Genomic DNA, 17,332 nt, shown 5'->3' with positions numbered 1-17,332 from the left:
AGCTCAAGTAAGCGATACTACTAAAAAGCAAGATGTAAAAACTAATAAAAAAGATGATACTTCTAAAGATAAACAACTTGATGCTGCTAAACATTCTGAAAAACTCGATAAAATACATAAAGACTCCAACGGCCCTAAACCTAAGAAAGACCAAAAACATGATAAAGATTCTAAAGAAACCAAAGGAAAAGATTCTGTAGTTAAAGACAATAGTAAATCTAAAACTTCAAAAGAATTACCAGAAACAGGTTCAAAACAAGAATCAAATAGTAACAGTCTAGTATTTAGTCTTATCGCCCTATTATCTTCATTATTACTTCTTAAAAGAAAAAACAATAAAAATATCTAATGACTTACTACAAGTACATCATTATACGATGTACTTGTTTTTTATTATAAAATTAAATCAATAAAATATTTTTAAAATAGTATTCAAATTAAAAATAAATAGTGTATAATAACCCTAAGCTAATTGATAAGGTTTATCAATTATAAATTTATTTTCAGGAGTGGTTAACACCATGAACAAACAACATAAGAATCATTCATTGAGGTATGCCAATTACTTTTCAATACGTAAATTAACCGTAGGAGTAGCTTCAATCACGTTAGGAACTGCCATCTTCTTAGGTACCAATCATGAAGCTCAAGCTGCTGAAGATACTACTTCCCAAGCTATTACTAATTCGGCTGCTTCTTCTGGACAAAACACTAATACAGCTCACCCAACTGGGGCTTCTACCTCAAGTTCAACTAATCAAAGTGATCAAGCTCAACCGAAAAATACTACTCAAGCTTCATCTGATACACAGAGCACATCAACTTCTCAAAATAATTCAAATAATAATGCTAGTAATACAACTCAATCCACTTCAAACACTAGCCAAAATGCACAAACTAAATTTCACTCTGCTGATAATTTAAAAGAAGCAATTAAAGATCCAGCAGTCGCAAATCAACCACATGATGAAGGGCCCAGACGCCCTATAGAATTTAGTTTAGAAGGTAGTAGTGAAAAAACTTTCTATATAGAAGCGAGCACAAAAAACCCGGCTGATGTCATATTTACAAGAGATGGCGCAAAAGTTGAATTTGAAGTTCAGACCGCAGATTCATTTGAAAAATTTGAAGTATATAATGGCGATACTAAATTACCCGTTAACCTTGTTTCATTTGATTCAGAAAAAGATTATGCATATGTAAGATTTCCAGTTACAGATGGAACTAAAGAAGTCAGAGTTCTTGCTACAGTAGTATGGGGTGGTGGTACCAACAAAGAATATTATGACGCAAGATTAGTATTTAAAAAGCCAATTCAGAATGATACATCCCAATTCCAAACTCAACAGGAATATGATACTGAGAAGTTATTAGAACCTTATAGAAAATCTAAAACATTGGAAAGACAAGTTTATGAATTAGAAAAGATTCAAGATAAACTACCTGATAATTTAAAACAAGAATACAAGGAAAAACTTGCCAAAGCTAAAAGTGATTTAGAACAAGAAGTAACGTCCGCTAAACCTGAGTTTGAAAATGTAAAACCTACTCCCAAAACTTTAACTGACGAAAAAAATGCTGATTTCGTAGTACTTGAAAGTACTGAAGATAATCCTTCAGTTATGGACGGCTTTGTTCAACATCCTTTTAAAACAGCGACTATTGATGGTAAAAAATACGTTGTAATGCAAACTAAAACTGACTCATATTGGAAAGATTTAAAAGTTGAAGGTAAACGTGTGGTGACTATTTCTCGTGATAAAACGAATGATACACGTACAATCATTTTCCCTTATGAAGATGGTAAAGATGTATACAATGCGATTGTAAAAGTTGTAGTTAAAAATATTGGTTATGATGGTCAATATCATGTAAGAATTCAAAATAATGAATTTGCGAAGAAACGTGTTTCAAGTGATTCAACGGAAAATAAATCAACTTCTACAGACACGAGTACTTCAAATGTATCACAAAACAGTGATTCATCTAAAAAAGTAACTGCTAAAGATTATCAAGCAACAACGTATAAAAATATTTATAAAGATGTTGTGTATGATAAAAATAAATTACATAAAGAATTACCAATTTTTGTAAGTGGACATTTTAGAAATGCAATTAATAATGAGGAATCATCTTTATACGAAGGTGCTTTAAATCCTAATGTAAAAATTGAAAAATTAAATGATTTATATAAATATACTGTTCACTTACATCCTGGAATTGCTGATGTCGGCGGAGAATTCTATGATTTTGAACTTTTCAGAGTAGAATATAAAGACCAACCATTAGAACTTAAAACAATTAATGAAAAGAATAAAATTAAGGAATTCACCGTAACCTCTAAAGATTTATTAGAGAAAATTCAACTCACAGGAACAACTAAATATCCTGAAAATATTAATAATCCTAATAAAAGTAGAGATCAAGCTCATGACGTAACACTTCAATTATACTATGATAGTGCGCGTCAATTTAATAATGACTTATGGAATGACCCTAAAGAGCGTCCATCTAAACCAGCTAAAACAACTAAACCGGCACCATCATCACAGAATCAACAAACTACTACTCAAACAAACAATAATGACCAATCATCAGTTCCAGATCATGAAGTTGAAACAGCTAAAGTTCCAACTGCTTTCCCTGTAACTATCAAAGGAGATTTGAAATATCAAAAAGACAATGCCCAAGATTCAACATACGCTAATTTATTTGAAAAGGATGTAAAAGTAGAAAAAGTTGGAGACAAATATCAATATACTTTTAAAGTCAAAGAAGCAAATGGTAATTCACTTATCACTAAGAGAACTAAATATCAATTCTCTAAAATTACCCATAATGGTGAAAACATAATATTAACTGATCAAGGTAATAAAGTTAAAGAAGCAGTTTTAACTACTGATAAATTACTAGATAAAATCCAACTTAAAACAACTGTCGTTTCTAAACAAGATAAAACTGGTAATGAAGTAGATACAACTCTTGCACTTGACTTCCCTGTTATAGAGAAACCAAAAGCTGATTCTAACCAAACGAACAATCCTACAAATAATAATCCAAACAATAATAATGCAACGACTAACCCTGTAGAAACACCAACAGCTAAACCTGCGGAAACTCAAAACACAACATCATCAGTAAAACCAAATTCAACAGAGTTTGAAAGTGCTATTACTACACCTACAGTATTAAAAGATGAAAAAGCCGTTGATTTTTCTATACTGAAAAAATTAAAAGATCAACCTTCTGCAATAGAAAATTACGTTCAAAAACCTATCAAAGTAGCTGTAGATGAAAAAGGCAACAAACTTGTAGTTCTTACAATTAAAAATGATTCTTATTGGAAAGAATTTAAAGTTGAGGGCCAACGTGTAACTACAATAGCAAGAGATAAAGAACATGATACGCGTACTGTTGCGTTCCCTTATGTAAAGGGTCAAAAGGTTTATAACGCATTTGTAAGTATTGAAGTACCCAAAATCGGCTATAAAGGAAATTATGATATTAGAATAATTAATGATGAACCTAATAAAGAATTCGAACCTATTCCAATTCCTAAAAAAGAAAAACCAAATCCTAAGCGTCCAACAAAACTTACAAAGACTTCTTCAAAAACTAAAACTTTAACAGTTACTAAAGATAGAAAATCTGACCAATCTCAAACAGTAACAGTTATTAAAGATAGTAAGTCAAACAAATCTCAATCAACTGACAAATCTAAAACTTTACCTAATACTGGTTTAGATTCTTCTCAAACAACAATATGGGCAAGCTTAATAGCATTCTTAGGTAGTACGTTACTCATAAATAGAAAGAACCGTAAAAGTGACAAACATTAATAGCACTATCTTACAAAATATTAATCAATAATTTATCGTCGGCCTACAGCAATCCCCTACAATGCTGTAGGTCGATGTTTATAATAAATAAAAAATCCAGTAACCTTAGACAGATTACTGGATAAAAATAAATATATAAATTTATTATTTAGAAACGACTTCTTCACCGTTGTAAGAACCACAGTTTTTACATACGCGGTGAGATAATTTGTATTCGCCACAGCTTGGGCATTCAGTCATACCAGGTACTGAAATTTTGAAATGCGTACGGCGTTTATTTTTTCTTGTTTTAGACGTTCTTCTTTTTGGTACTGCCATGATTAATCCTCCTTAAGAATAGACACTTAATTAAAATGTCAGTTCAATTAATACTATTATACCATTAATTAAACTGCTATTGCTCTTTATCATATAATTGTTGTAATTTCTGAAGCCTTGGATCAACTTGCTTAGTTTCAGAATCATCTTCTTGTTCTTTTTGAACTTCAATTAATTGATCTTCATCAATGACTTCCCAGCCATTACCTTCTGTTAGCATTTGATCACTATTTTCAGAAAAGGCGCGCATAGGCTTTTCAATAATTACAAGTTCTTCAGCAATGTCTTTGATATTAATCATACCATCAGTGACAAGATGATAATGTTCATCTTCTTGATCGTCATCATCGGTATAATCATCGTAGCCTTCTAAGTCAAATACTTCTGAAGTAGTTACATCTAGAGGCACATCTACTGGCTCTAGCGTACGTGCACATGGCATAGTATATGTACCAGTAACATGCATATCTGCAATCACTTCATTAGATTTCACTGTTAATAGGCCTTCAACATTTATTTCTGATAGATCAATTAAATCTAATGACTCTTTCAAATGATCAAAATGAGCCTTTTGGTTAAACTCAAACGGCTTACCTTGATACTTTCTCAATTGTGTTATTGACCATTTCATATGGCTTCACCTCTAACAAGCACAAAATTTATTTTAACTTTCCCAACAAAAGTTGTCAAGATTTTTTCTTAACATATATTGTTCTGTTACAATACTAATGATGAATATTGAAAGGACGAAATGCAAATGAAAAGTGTTGGGCTCATAACTGAATATAATCCATTTCATAACGGACATTTATATCACTCACAACAAACTCAACTTCACTCCAATTCAAATGTAACAATTGCGTTGATGAGTGGCAACTTTGTTATGCGTGGAGAACCTGCAATTTATAATAAATTTACTCGTGCTGAAATGGCCCTCACTGGCGTTGATTTAGTCGTGGAATTACCGTTAATAGCTAGTCTCTCTTCAGGAGATACATTTGCTGAAATGGCTATTAAAGTAGCTCATTATTTAGATATTGATGAAATTTCTTTTGGTAGTGAAAGTGCAAATATAGAAGAATTACAACAACTTGCGTCTACTATTTCAACTTTAGAAAGCCACCCCGATTTTAAAAGTAAACTTAAAGAAGGAAAGAGTTACCCTCGTATATTGAGTGAACTCACTGATCATCATGAACTTATTCAATCGCCGAACAACATGTTAGGTATAAGTTATCTTAAGGCAATCAAACGATTTGCACCAATTATAAAAGCAATGACAATTAAACGTGAAGGTTCACATCATCACCACTCTGAAATACAGCATCCTACCTTTGCAAGTGGAACATCTATTCGTCAGTCTTTAATAAAGAACGATAATGAGTGGAAACGTGTGGTTCCTGAATCAGTACACGCTTTGTATCATAAACCTCATGCTTCAATCGAAGATACATTCCCTTTCATTAAGTATCAACTTATGGTGCAAGATACTGAGGCTTTAGCATCAATATACACTGTAAATGAAGGCTTTGAGAATCGTTTAAAATCTATAGTTCAAGAAAGTTACTCGTTCAAAGAACTAATGGAGAAGCTTAAAACGAAACGTTACACTTATACTCATATACAACGTGTGCTTATGAATGTATTAATCAATGTACGTGCTCATAATGTAAAAAAAGACATCCCCGCTGTTAGAATTTTAGGAATGAACGATACTGGTAGAAATTACTTAAAATATTTAAAAAATAAATTTCCTGAGCGTCAATTTATCACTAATATAAATAAAAAAAATGCACACTATTTCCAAAATGAAATTAAAGCTACACAAGTGTATAATCTTATCAGCAAACAATCTCAAACAGATTTCAACACACCTATCATACGCAAATAAAAACCATTTCAACACATACCCTTACTGATTGAATTTCGTTCAGTAAAAATTGTTGAAATGGTTATTTTTTAAACATCAAATTTATCTTTTAATGCTTTCTCAACATTTGGTGGTACAAATGCTGAAATATCTGCTTTATAGGCTGCTACCTCTTTTACAATGCTTGAACTAATAAATGAATAATTCGTGCTTGTCATCATGTACATTGTTTCAATATTATTGTTTAACTTCTTATTCATGGAGGTTAAACGTAATTCATATTCAAAGTCACTGACTGCACGTAGACCTCTGATAATCGTTCTTGCTCCTACTTGATCACAGAAGTCGACTAACAATCCATTAAAGTGATGAACTTCTACATTTGATAAATGTTGAACAGAATCTCTTATTAAATCAATTCGTTCTTCTAAATCAAATGTTCCACCTTTGCTGCTATTTTTTAACACACATACATGAATTTCATCAAAGCGATCGGCGCTTCGCTCTATAATGTCTAAGTGTCCATATGTAATAGGATCGAAACTACCGGGAATAACTGCTCTCGTCTTACTCATTTTATTCTCCTTTTTCAAGTAACAAAGTATCTGTCAAACCGTAATGATAACGCTTAATCACTTGGAACGGCTCAAATTTAATATCCTCATGATTACTAAACTCACAAACGATAATACCATTTTCTTTTAATAAATTAAACTCCGAAATTCGCTCAATTGCTTCATCAATTAACCCCTTTTTGTAAGGAGGATCTAAGAAAATGACATCAAATTGAATATCACGTTTAGCAAGTGCTTTTAACGCTCTATCGGCATTATTTTTATATACTTCAGCTTGAGGCATTAAATCCAATTGATTTAGATTAGCTTTGATGACTTTAACAGCCTTAAAGTTTTGATCTACAAAAATAACTTTTTCCATACCACGTGATAAAGCTTCTATGCCTAATGCTCCGCTTCCTGCGAATAAATCTAATCCTAAACCTGAAACTTCATGCAAACTGTTAAAAATGCCTTCTTTTACTTTATCCATAGTAGGTCTTGTATTTCGTCCTTCAAGACTTTCTAACGCTTTACTTTTATGTTTACCTGCAATTACGCGCATCGCTCACACTTCCATTTCAATAAGTTATTTAATATAATTTGTTGTATTAAAGGAGACTGATTAATTTATGAAACAATCGTTTATCAAAATCGGTGAAGGTTTAACAGATTTATTTGAATTCACTACCCTTATCGAGTTCAATCACCCTCGTATCAATCGCATCATTTACTTTCATTCGCCACAATCTGAGAAACAACTATCTTCAGTAGCAATGATTATGAATCCGACATCTGGCAACCACTTCCAAGCTATGTATATCATGGTTAATGCTTTAAACTATCCATATCCAGATGGAAATAAGAAATTTGAAATCATTAATACTGAAGCTGAAAAGTATAATATCCCAATTGTAGGCATTGATGTTCAACCACCAGAAACTTATCCTGATATAGACTTATATTTTAATTATCTTATCAGCGTTTTACGTCTACAACGTTGGATTCCACCATTACAATAAAACATGAGTGTTTATAGCACTTCATGTTTTTCCTTCTCATAAGTTTTCTTTAAAAACTTATATGGTGACCCATCAATATCTCTCACATATTTAAGCTGCATGAGTTTATGTACTACATAATCAGCATCTGCTTCATTGACGTACATCACCACATATTTTCTTTGTCTATTTGAATGAACAATATGTCCATATTTTCTTATTTGTCGTTCGTGCTTAATATGTTTTAAATAAATAATTAAACTTACTCTAGGAATTAAATTCATATCTTGCTCACTCCATTATTCATACATAAGTAATCATATCACGTCTATGTTTGTATTGAAATGACTATGATTGTTCTTGAAACACCCTAACCACTCTATGTAAGTTTATCCTTACGCACACTATTTATGAAAATGAATACTATTATGATAATACAAGATGAAGATACTATACTTTTAATAATAAGATAATATTTGTTAAGCTATGTCTAATAATAAAGAGGAGGCTCATAGATGAGTAATAATAAAAGATGGTTAGTCAAAGGTTCTTTAGCAACCGCTGGTATCTTAGGAAGTTTGTTTTACTTTAATAAAAATAAAGCACCTAAACAAGTTAAGTCTATTCCAGCATTCTTTTCAGGACAAGCACCCTATTTATTTGCCCATAGAGGCGGGATGGCAGTTCGTCCTGAACAAACTCAATTAGCATTCGACAATGCAGTAGAATATGGACTAGACGGTTTTGAAACAGATGTACGTTTAACTCAAGATGGTAAATTAATTGTCTTTCATGATGCGCTTGTCGACCGTACTACTAATGGTTCAGGTAAAGTCAGCGAACATACTTTAGAAGAATTGAAACGTCTAGACGCAGGCTATCATTTTACAGATATTAATGGCGCTACGCCTTATCGCAATGATCCTCATGCCAAAATACTTTCATTTGAAGAATTATTAGAGATGTACCCAAACATGTATATCAATGTTGATTTAAAAGATGCACCTAATACGTATGAAGGTCGACTTGCTCCTGAGGTGATGTACAATACTATTGTTAAACATCAAGCGCAAGATCGTGTGCTCGTAACAAGTTTTCATAAAACTCAAATTCGACGCTTTGTTGAGTATAGCAATGATGAAATAGCCGTCGGTGCTAGTCAAGCTGAAGTAGCTGAATGTTTCTTGAAATTTAATAGTATGCTTGGAAATACATTCACGCCTCAAGCTGATACATTTCAAATGCCAACTGAGTTTAAAGGTGTGCCGTTAACGTCTAAACGCTTTATCGACTGGCTAAATTTAAATAATATTGTTCCAGGTTTCTATGGTGTGAACAGTATTGATTTAATGACAGACCTTTATAATAAAGGCGTTCACACCTTAGTTACAGACCGCCCTGACTTAGCTAAACAATTTAAAGAAACCTTACTTAATAAGTAAAACACTATTGCTTTAAACTTATCGATACAGTAGAGACTTTATATAAAATAATATGCATCCTAAAGTTAGATTTTCAACTCATTGTATAAAAGCATTTCATTTCACATAGACGCATCATCATAAATCAAATCATAATTAAAAAACACTTTCGATGACATTTTTTTATTCATCGAAAGTGTTTTTATTGCTAGATTAAATACTCTCTTCGTATCTTCTTTTTATCTATATTTATAATGAACAATTGCAAGATCCACCAGTTGCACACCCATTATGACCTGTTTGGAAGAATGGATTCCCCGCTTCAATTTTCACATTTTCCGAAACTGCAAATGCAATTTTTGTCAGTACTTCATCAATTAAATTCTGTAATGCGACTTCCTTTGTCTTATATTCCATGACAACAGGTAACATTTCATATGTACGCTTACGTTGACGTGTCTCCATCATAATTCTTTTATAGTCAGGGTGATATTTACCAAATCTCATGACATCATCGTATTGATCTTTTGACTTTAAAAATGCTTGATAAAGTAAATGTGCTTCGTCATCATTTTCTAAATTATCTTTAGCATATTGATAAGTTTGATATACATCTGATTGAACAATCATATCAGATAAATTTTCTATCTCATCTAAAATGGATAATGTTTCTTCAGTAATCATATTCTCACCCTTTCGTATTTTACTTTTCCAAGAAAATTAATGAATAATAATCTTTCATAACCTCTCCGCCCATTTCGTCATACTTATTATTTAACATACGAGAGCGGTGGATATCTGAGTTCATCCAACTATGAATTAAAGTTGGTACATCATCAAAATCATACCCTACGTTCTGACTCGTTGATGTGTAGGACACATTGTTTTCATCGAGTTGTTGTGTCAATGCATTCTCAGTGAATTCGGCACTATCAGTACCCTTTTCAGTTGCTTCATACAAGTTAATTGAAGCTATATGTGCAATATCGTCATTAATTTTTAGAGGTTTTAACCCCTTTAACTCTCTCATTTGATTAGTTACTTCATAAAGTGTAATGAGTTGATTCGGGTTCTGTTCAAACGGTGTTGCTTTATCTTTAGAATCTGAAGTGTCACCTTCATCGGTATTTAATTTATATGGTTGTAGTGCCGCTAATGTATCTGAATCTAAGAATCGAACTGCTAAGATTTTGTTTGATTCTTGGTCAGAATAAACTTGCGCGTAGACATTACCATATTTAATTAATGTTTGAGTTTTCATGTCTTCATCCGACATTTCAAATCGATACGTCTTACCATTAGATTGTATCGTTGGTTCCGGGTTAATGCTTGTATTTTCAAATAGATGTGAGGCACTCTCACCGATAGTTAACGGATCAACTTTGACGTCTTTTCCGGTTGCATAAACTGAAGTAATAATATCTTTCTTAGTACTTACGATATAATATTCATTATCTTTTTTGAATATGTAATTTTTATAACCATATTTAAATGGATATGTACGATCAGCTTGACCATAGTGTTTAGTCATAAATTTAATATCCTTACCAATCCAAGTACCAATGCCATGTTTAGGTTTAGGATTTTCAACATTCTTATTAGACTTTTGGAATTGTTCTGAATGATTACTTTTATTACTTTTATTTGGATTCTCTAATACATCAAATTTAAGACGTGGTGAGTAAAATAAATAAATTAAAAAAGTAATTAAAAAAATAACACCTACTACTTTGATAACTAGCTTTTTCATTACTCACCCACCTCTACAGAATTAAGTTTATTGTACAAAAATAGTCTATTATTTATCAAGACAAGCGATTAAACCTTCAACGCTAATTTATAGTTTTCTAGTTTAGTATTGTAGCTAAAATTAAAAAAACTGACAAAACCTACAATGAAGTTTTATCAGTATAGTTGAATAGAAAGAACGAATAAATAAATTATAGTCCTAGAGTTGCTTTAATTAATGAGGTTGTTTCTCCGCCTGGGTAAAGTACATACAATAGAATGTACACCGCCACGCCAGTAATTGCTGTGAAGAACCAAATAATCGATGCAACCGGTCCAATCTTTCTATGAATATTAAATTTATCATTAAAAGCTAAAATAATTTGTACTAATCCTAATACACCGCCAATAGTAGCTAAGTTGATATGGAAAACTAAAAAGATGGTGTAGTAGATTTTCACTGAATCTGGACCACCAAAGGCAGTATTCCCTATGAAAATTGTTCTACTAGCATAAATAATAAAGAAAGTTAATGCAAAAACTGCTGCCCATAACATGACTTTTTTATGTTTATCATTTTGACGTTTCCAAATTAATCTCCATCCGATAGCCACTAAGATTGCACTAATGACGATACATGAAGTACTTATCGTGGGTAAAATGGGTACGCTCATAAGTTTCATCCTTACTTAAGTAAATTTAGATCATTTTAATTAATGAAACGACAACAACAAGTACGAAAAATACAACTAAGTAGTTCAATGAATAAATGAACATTTTTGTCGCCCATTTTGTTTGGTCAGAATCTTTCTTGAAGGTAGTCAATCCTAATGCCAACCATCCTAGATTAAGTAATGTAGCGATGACTACAAATGTTACACCTAAGCCAGACAATAAGAATGGTAAAGGTAATAAGAATACTAACCAAATGAACATGCTAATTCTAGTGCGTTTAAAACCTTTAACTGATGGTAACATCGGAATATTAGCTAATGAATATTCGTCACTTCTTTTAATAGCAAGTGCATAAAAGTGAACGGGTTGCCAACAAAAGACAACTAAAAATAGTGCAATGGCTGCTAAGCTAATATTGCCATCGATAGCTACCCAACCAATTAAAGGTGGTACAGCACCAGGAAAACTTCCAACAACTGTATTCCAAGTTGTATGTCGCTTAGACCAAATTGAATAATAAGAAACATATCCTACAATACCTATTAAACCTAAAACGCCTGAAGGTACGTTCAATAGGAAAAGACTAGCTTCACCAATTAACATCATACCAAAGCTTAATATTAATAAGTTTCTATCTGAGATTCTATCGTTTACAGTCGGTCTACTTTGTTTACTAGGCATGATGCTATCAATATCTTGATCATAATAATTATTTAAAGCACATGCGCCCCCCATGATTAAAGTAGAGCCAACAATCATCAATAATATTTGAGGTATAGACGATAGGAAGGAATGGTTTGTCATTACAACTGCAAGCCATGCGCCTGCAAATGCAGGTATCAAGTTACCTTGAACGAGGCCCATTTTAATGATTTGTTGTAATTCTTTGAAGGTTACTCGGCCCGTATCCTGTGACAAAGTGTGTTCTTTGCTCATAGTTCCCCTCCTTGAATTTTTCATATAGTACAATGATATAGTATATTTTATTAAAAGACTAGGTTTTATAAAATTAAATTGTGACACTTTAGCGACATTATAAATCGTCGATTTTGTGACACAATTAAAAATGGTATTCTTGTTATAATGAGTTAAAAGTAAAAATATGTACATTAATTTAAAGTACTAAAATAACAAGTGTCAAAACAATTTATATTGTCTTTTTTGTCTTATAACCACAATATGTGATGCAATAAATAACGTTAAAATGAATGACAAAAGATGGCAAAAAATGCGTACTTTAATTAATGATGGGGTGTTTATCATTGTTTAGAAAGCAGAACCTTAAATGGTTAGGTGTTTTAGCTACGATTATTATGACCTTTGTTCAATTGGGTGGCGCCCTCGTAACTAAAACAGGATCAGAAGATGGTTGTGGATCATCATGGCCATTATGTAATGGTGCACTTCTTCCTCAAAATTTACCAATTCAGACGATTATTGAATTAAGTCACAGAGCTGTATCAGGTCTATCTCTTATCGTCGTGCTTTGGTTAGTCATCACAGCATGGAAGAATATTGGATATATTAAAGAAATCAAACCACTTTCAATCATTAGTGTTGCTTTCTTACTTGTCCAAGCACTAATAGGAGCCGCAGCCGTAATATGGCAACAGAATGCTTATGTTCTTGCATTACATTTTGGTATTTCTTTAATTAGTTTTTCATCAGTATTCGTAATGACTCTAATCATATTTTCTGTTGACCAAAAATATGAAGCTGATGAATTATTTATTAAGAAGCCACTTCGTACATTAACATGGCTGATGGCAATTATTGTGTACCTTACAATTTATACTGGTGCATTAGTAAGACATACTAAGTCGAGTCTTGCTTATGGTGCATGGCCAGTGCCATTTAATGATATTGTGCCACATAATGCGCATGATTGGGTACAATTCGCCCATAGAGGTATGGCATTTATCACATTTATGTGGATTATGTTCACATTTATTCATGCTATTAAAAATTATTCAGACAATCGCACAGTACGCTATGGTTATACTGCTGCATTTATTTTAGTTATTTTACAAGTTATTACAGGTGCGCTATCTGTTATAACAAATGTAAATTTAATTATTGCATTATTCCATGCATTATTTATCACATATTTATTTGGAATGATTGCCTACTTCATCTTATTGATGTTAAGAACAACACGTAGTATGAAATAGTATTACTATAAATTTTTAACCTTCATTTCTAAGTTAAATGGAAAATACAAATTTATTTGCTACCCGCGCCCTTCAAGGATAATGAGTATAAGTTTACCTTGAAGGGCGCGTTCTGTATACCCACACATATGTCATACATTATTGCCAGCGTATATAAAAGCCGCCCGATTGTGTAAACTTTTAATCATCACACAATTGGGCGGGTTTCGCATATTATGATAGCTTTTCTATTTCAATAAGTAGATCGCCGGTTGCAATGGCATCACCACTTACTACAGTAACTTGTTTAATTACACCATCAAATGGTGCTTGTATAGTAGTTTCCATCTTCATAGCTTCAGTAATCAACAATGGTTGATTTGCTTTAACTTCATCACCTACAGCAACTTTAACCTCAGTGACAGATCCAGGCATTTGAGCTCCTATATGGCTAGGATTAGTTTTATCAGCTTTAGGTTTCACATTAGCATTTGTCTTCACATTTTCGTCTTTAATATAAATTCGACGTGCTTGACCATTCATAGCATAATAAATTGTACGATTACCATTTTCATCAGGTTCACTAATTGTTTCGAGTTTAATTATTAAACGTTTACCCGTATCAATTTCTATTTCAACGGTTTCACCATTACGCATACCAAACAAGAAGGTCGGTGTATCAAGTAATGATAGATCACCATATTGCTCTTTTGTTTGAATATATTGGTTATACACTTTCGGATATAGGACATAGCTTATAACATCTTGTTCTGTCACTTCACCCTGTTGCTTTTCAGCTAACTCTTCACGAATCTCGTCAAAGTCAACAGGCTCTAAATATTCTCCAGGTCTCTCAGTAAGTGGTTGTTGACCTTTGAGAATAACTTCTTGTAATTTTCGATTAAACCCATTTACTGGCTGACCAATTTCACCTTTAAAGAATGAAACCACTGATTCAGGAAAATCAAGTTTATACCCATCGCTAAGTACTGATGATTCATCTAAATCATTCTGAACCATGTAGAGCGCCATATCTCCCACTACTTTAGAAGATGGTGTTACCTTAACTATATCACCAAATAAGAAATTCACTCTACGATACATATCTTTTACTTCGTCAAAGCGCCCACCTAAACCTAAACTTTTAGCTTGTTGACTTAAATTAGAGTACTGACCTCCAGGCATTTCGTGTTGATATATTTCAGTATTAGGTGATTTAATATCACTTTCAAAGTCAGCATAATAAGGACGAACAGTAGCCCAGTAATGACTTAATTCTTCTAAACCTTCAATATCAGTTCTTAAGTTGCGTGGGAAACCATTAAGTGCATAATATAAAGAATTCGCACTAGGCTGACTTGTCAATCCACTCATTGAAGCAACAGCTGTATCTATGATATCTACACCTGCGTCAATAGCTTGTTTATAAGTTAGCAAACCATTTCCACTTGTATCATGTGTATGGAGATGAATTGGTAAATTAACTGCTGCACGTAATTCACCGATTAATTCATTTGCTGCTTTTGGTTTCAGCAGTCCAGCCATGTCTTTAATTGCTAAAATATGGAATCCTTCTCTTTCTAATTCTTTAGCCATTTTCACGTAGTAATCTAATGTATAGATATTAGAACGTTCGACATTTAAAATATCGCCTGTGTAACAAATTGCACCTTCAGATATTTTACCTGCTTCTTGCACGGCTTCATTAGCAATTTTCATTTGATCGACCCAGTTTAATGAGTCGAAGATACGGAAGACATCTACACCTGCGTTAGCACTTTCATGTACAAATTTCTTAATTACATTATCAGGATAGTTTTTGTAACCAACGGCGTTAGATGCACGTAATAACATTTGGAACAAGACATTAGGTATTGCTTTACGCAATCTTTCTAAACGTTCCCAAGGATTCTCTTTTAAGAAATTATATGCCACATCAAAGGTTGCGCCACCCCACATTTCTAATGAAAAGCTATCTTTAAATACTTCAGCAGTTTTAGATGCAATATTCATCATGTCTTTCGTTCTTACACGAGTAGCTAATAATGACTGATGCGCATCTCTGAATGTGGTATCTGTAATGAGTACGTCTTCCTGTGCTCGTACCCAATCAGCAAGCCCCCTAGGTCCTTGGTCATCTAAAATTTGTTTCGTTCCAGATAATTGATTAATACGATCTTGAGATACTCTCGGGATTGATGTTGATTCGTAATCTGGTTTAGGACGTTGTTCCACATTAGGGAAGCCATTTATAGTTACATTCCCAATATATTCCAGTGTCTTAGTACCTCTATCAAGTGTAGGTGCAATATCGAATAATTCTGGTGTTTCTTCTATAAATTTAGTTGTATAATCTCCACTTCTAAATTTATCATTTCGCATCACGTTGATTAAAAACGGAATGTTGGTTTTAACTCCACGTATACGCATTTCTCGTAGTGAACGTTCCATTTTTTCTTCAGCTTGTTTATAAGAAAACGCATGTGTAGATAATTTAACCAATAGAGAATCATAATATGGTGAGATTTCAGCTCCTTGGAAACCATCGCCAGCATCCAATCTAACTCCAAATCCACCGCTCGAACGGTATGCGATGATTGTTCCTGAATCTGGCATAAAATCATTCAATGGGTCTTCAGTAGTAATACGACATTGAATCGCATATCCAAGCGTTTGAATATCTTGTTGTTTTGGCATAGCAATTCTATCACCAAAAAGTGACTCGCCATCAGCCACTAAAATTTGAGTTTTAACAATATCTATACCTGTGATCATCTCAGTAATTGTATGTTCAACTTGTACACGTGGATTGACTTCAATAAAGAAGAATTCATCACCTGAGACTAAAAATTCAACTGTTCCGGCATTTACGTATTTAATATTCTCCATCAACTGAATAGCTGCTTCACAAATACGTTCTCTTAAACTGTTTGATAATCCTACTGAAGGCGCAACTTCAACAACTTTCTGATGGCGTCGTTGTACCGAACAATCTCTTTCATACAAATGTATAATATTGCCTAATTCATCACCAATAACTTGTACTTCAATATGTTTAGGATTATCAATATATCTTTCAATATAAACTTCGCTATTGCCAAAAGACTTTTCAGCTTCTGATTTAGCACGGTGGAAAGCATCTTCAAGTTCACTTTCTTCACGTACAATACGCATACCTTTACCGCCTCCACCACTAGTTGCTTTAATCATTAGTGGAAAGCCAGCTTCTTCTGCGAATTGTTTGGCTGCTTCAAAACTTTCAATAGGCCCATCTGTACCTGGAATAACAGGCAAATCGGCTTTAATAGCAGTTGTTCTCGCTTTGACCTTATCTCCAAACATATCTAAATGTTCAAGATGGGGACCTATAAATTTAATATTTTCTTCCGCACAACGACGTGCGAACTGTTCATTTTCACTTAGAAAACCATATCCAGGGTGAATCGCATCTACACCTGCACGTTTCGCTACCTCGATGATGCGTTCAATGTTTAAATAACTTTCAGCAGGTCCCAAATCACTACCAACTAAGTAAGATTCGTCTGCCTTATATCTATGTAATGAACTTTTATCTTCATTAGAATATATTGCTACTGTATTGATATTTAACTCTGCTGCTGCTCTAAAAATCCTGATGGCAATTTCACCACGGTTAGCAACAAGTAACTTCTTTATATGTTTCAAAAGCGAAGACACCCCCTCATATTTTTTGAATTTTCTAACTAATTAGATAATAAGATTTTATCTTAAATGATTGAATAATTCTATAGTAATTT

The 17,332-nt window shown here is 33.0% G+C and carries 16 protein-coding genes; 6 read left to right on the top strand and 10 right to left on the bottom strand.

What is annotated here, in order from left to right:
- Both AC3WQX_RS02900 and AC3WQX_RS02895 read left to right on the top strand, forming a co-directional pair.
- Positions 1-349: LPXTG cell wall anchor domain-containing protein (locus AC3WQX_RS02900; protein WP_285158495.1), on the top strand; the 349-nt coding region annotated here is incomplete at its 5' end.
- A gap of 172 nt (positions 350-521) precedes the next feature.
- Positions 522-3,839 (top strand): NEAT domain-containing protein, encoded by a 3,318-nt coding sequence (locus AC3WQX_RS02895; protein WP_023350453.1) that lies wholly within the window; start codon positions 522-524, stop codon positions 3,837-3,839.
- A 144-nt stretch (positions 3,840-3,983) separates the two neighbouring features.
- On the opposite strand, the gene rpmF is transcribed toward AC3WQX_RS02895, so the two are convergent.
- Both rpmF and AC3WQX_RS02885 read right to left on the bottom strand, forming a co-directional pair.
- A complete protein-coding gene (gene rpmF, locus AC3WQX_RS02890; RefSeq protein WP_002435373.1) occupies positions 3,984-4,157 on the bottom strand; it encodes a 50S ribosomal protein L32 in 174 nt (57 codons plus the stop codon).
- A gap of 76 nt (positions 4,158-4,233) precedes the next feature.
- Positions 4,234-4,788 carry a YceD family protein gene (locus AC3WQX_RS02885; RefSeq protein WP_002435440.1) on the bottom strand — a complete coding sequence of 185 codons (555 nt, stop codon included), beginning with the start codon at positions 4,786-4,788 and terminating at the stop codon, positions 4,234-4,236.
- Between the two features lie 126 nt (positions 4,789-4,914).
- Here AC3WQX_RS02885 and AC3WQX_RS02880 point away from each other — a divergent pair, with 126 nt between their 5' ends.
- Positions 4,915-6,048 carry a nucleotidyltransferase gene (locus AC3WQX_RS02880; RefSeq protein WP_002435309.1) on the top strand — a complete coding sequence of 378 codons (1,134 nt, stop codon included), beginning with the start codon at positions 4,915-4,917 and terminating at the stop codon, positions 6,046-6,048.
- Between the two features lie 68 nt (positions 6,049-6,116).
- Here AC3WQX_RS02880 and coaD read toward each other — a convergent pair whose 3' ends face one another.
- Complete coding sequence (gene coaD / locus AC3WQX_RS02875; RefSeq protein WP_002435417.1) at positions 6,117-6,602, bottom strand: pantetheine-phosphate adenylyltransferase; 486 nt, start codon at positions 6,600-6,602, stop codon at positions 6,117-6,119.
- 1 nt (position 6,603) lies between these two features.
- Entirely contained in the window at positions 6,604-7,146 is a 543-nt protein-coding gene (gene rsmD / locus AC3WQX_RS02870; RefSeq protein WP_002435311.1) for a 16S rRNA (guanine(966)-N(2))-methyltransferase RsmD, read from the bottom strand.
- A 67-nt stretch (positions 7,147-7,213) separates the two neighbouring features.
- Between rsmD and AC3WQX_RS02865 the strand changes: the two genes are divergently transcribed.
- A complete protein-coding gene (locus AC3WQX_RS02865) occupies positions 7,214-7,603 on the top strand; it encodes a DUF7147 family protein (RefSeq protein ID WP_002435389.1) in 390 nt (129 codons plus the stop codon).
- Between the two features lie 11 nt (positions 7,604-7,614).
- On the opposite strand, the gene AC3WQX_RS02860 is transcribed toward AC3WQX_RS02865, so the two are convergent.
- Positions 7,615-7,866 (bottom strand): DUF2129 domain-containing protein, encoded by a 252-nt coding sequence (locus tag AC3WQX_RS02860; protein ID WP_002435298.1) that lies wholly within the window; start codon positions 7,864-7,866, stop codon positions 7,615-7,617.
- A 231-nt stretch (positions 7,867-8,097) separates the two neighbouring features.
- Here AC3WQX_RS02860 and AC3WQX_RS02855 point away from each other — a divergent pair, with 231 nt between their 5' ends.
- Complete coding sequence (locus AC3WQX_RS02855) at positions 8,098-9,024, top strand: lysophosphatidylglycerol phospholipase D (protein WP_023350454.1); 927 nt, start codon at positions 8,098-8,100, stop codon at positions 9,022-9,024.
- 228 nt (positions 9,025-9,252) lie between these two features.
- Here AC3WQX_RS02855 and AC3WQX_RS02850 read toward each other — a convergent pair whose 3' ends face one another.
- The 4 genes from AC3WQX_RS02850 to cyoE all read right to left on the bottom strand — a co-directional run bounded on the left by AC3WQX_RS02850 (position 9,253) and on the right by cyoE (position 12,342).
- The gene (locus AC3WQX_RS02850) at positions 9,253-9,687 is read right to left on the bottom strand and encodes a YlbF/YmcA family competence regulator (protein WP_002435434.1); all 435 of its coding nucleotides are present in this window, start codon (positions 9,685-9,687) and stop codon (positions 9,253-9,255) included.
- Between the two features lie 19 nt (positions 9,688-9,706).
- The gene (locus AC3WQX_RS02845; protein WP_023350455.1) at positions 9,707-10,753 is read right to left on the bottom strand and encodes a CAP-associated domain-containing protein; all 1,047 of its coding nucleotides are present in this window, start codon (positions 10,751-10,753) and stop codon (positions 9,707-9,709) included.
- Positions 10,754-10,943: 190 nt separating this feature from the next.
- Positions 10,944-11,405: a DUF420 domain-containing protein gene (locus AC3WQX_RS02840; protein ID WP_492739780.1), complete on the bottom strand. Its 462-nt coding sequence runs from the start codon at positions 11,403-11,405 to the stop codon at positions 10,944-10,946.
- A gap of 25 nt (positions 11,406-11,430) precedes the next feature.
- On the bottom strand, positions 11,431-12,342 hold the full coding sequence (gene cyoE / locus AC3WQX_RS02835) for a heme o synthase (RefSeq protein WP_002435363.1): 912 nt from the start codon (positions 12,340-12,342) through the stop codon (positions 11,431-11,433).
- 326 nt (positions 12,343-12,668) lie between these two features.
- Between cyoE and AC3WQX_RS02830 the strand changes: the two genes are divergently transcribed.
- Positions 12,669-13,577, top strand: coding sequence for a COX15/CtaA family protein (locus tag AC3WQX_RS02830; protein WP_002435308.1), 909 nt, complete (start codon positions 12,669-12,671; stop codon positions 13,575-13,577).
- 213 nt (positions 13,578-13,790) lie between these two features.
- On the opposite strand, the gene AC3WQX_RS02825 is transcribed toward AC3WQX_RS02830, so the two are convergent.
- Positions 13,791-17,240 carry a pyruvate carboxylase gene (locus AC3WQX_RS02825; RefSeq protein WP_023350457.1) on the bottom strand — a complete coding sequence of 1,150 codons (3,450 nt, stop codon included), beginning with the start codon at positions 17,238-17,240 and terminating at the stop codon, positions 13,791-13,793.
- Positions 17,241-17,332: the final 92 nt, after the last annotated feature.

Source organism: Staphylococcus sp. FW104-15G4D (genome assembly GCF_058790135.1).
This window is presented reverse-complemented; position numbering and strand designations above follow the sequence as displayed.